The following is a 993-nucleotide window of genomic DNA, read 5'->3' as shown; positions in this document are numbered from 1 at the left end:
GCTGGTGTGCTGCTTGCCCTCGTGCTTGATGGCGATGGTGCGCCAGCGGTCATTGAAGTCCTCACGCGGATGATCGTTGAGGTCGAAGGCCAGCCCCGGTTGCAGGCGTTCATCATCGCCTTCCAGATGGGCCAGTTTGGCGTCGTTGCGCAGCGCGGCCAGGCGCGTCTTGGTGAAGGGCTTGCCGGCGATGTCGCGCTTGTAGCGGCCGGGGTAGTCGTAACGTTCGTAATCCTTGTGCTGGTTGTTCAGGTCCTGGTCGCCGGTGGCGGTGTGCTGCTGGTTGTAGCGCGGATGGGTGAAGGTGTAGTCGCGCTGCACCTGCACGGCGGTGCGTACCTGTTCGGTGTAGTGGAAGCGGTTCAGGGCCGGTTCCATGGCGTCGCCGCCGCTCATGGGCTGGTAGACCACCGGGCAGTCGGTGTGGGTGCCGATGGTGCCCAGGCCGCCGACGCGGTCGGTGAGCCATAGGGTGTGGCCATCGGCGCGGTGTTCGAAGGTGTAGAGCAGGCCTTCTTCGGCAGCCAGGCGAGCGATGAAATCAAGGTCGGTTTCGCCAGCTTGTACGCAGTACTCGCGAGGTTGATGAGCGAAGCAGAGGTAGGTTTTGACATCGGTCAGTTTCTGTTCCGCCAGCATGCCGATGATGATGTCGGGCACGGTCTGGCCCTGGAAGATGCGCCAGTTGGAGCGCAGGCCGAAGCGCGCCAGGGTCGGCTCGACCACGGCGGTGTAGCGGGTACGGCGAAAGCCGGTGTCGCCCTGCTGGAACAGGCTGACCAAGCCGTGGACGTAGCGCACCGGGGTGTCACCGCGCCAGAGGGTGAACAGCGCGGCCAGGTCGAGCATGCGGTAGAAGTCGATAGCGGGGTGATGGCTGACCAGTTCCAGCGTGAGTTTGAATGGCTGGGACAGGCCTTCTTCGAGGGTGAACGAGACCACTTCGAAGGGATCGCCCCGCAGCGGGGTGAAGGTGTAGCGCAGGTCGCTTTG

The 993-nt window shown here is 63.9% G+C and carries 1 protein-coding gene; it reads right to left on the bottom strand.

What is annotated here, in order from left to right:
- A partial coding sequence (gene tssI / locus LIY45_RS30525; protein WP_226478714.1) for a type VI secretion system tip protein TssI/VgrG occupies positions 1-993 on the bottom strand: 993 nt, incomplete at both ends.

This window comes from Pseudomonas sp. MWU16-30323 (assembly GCF_020515595.1).
Classification (GTDB): domain Bacteria; phylum Pseudomonadota; class Gammaproteobacteria; order Pseudomonadales; family Pseudomonadaceae; genus Aquipseudomonas; species Aquipseudomonas yamanorum.
This window is presented reverse-complemented; position numbering and strand designations above follow the sequence as displayed.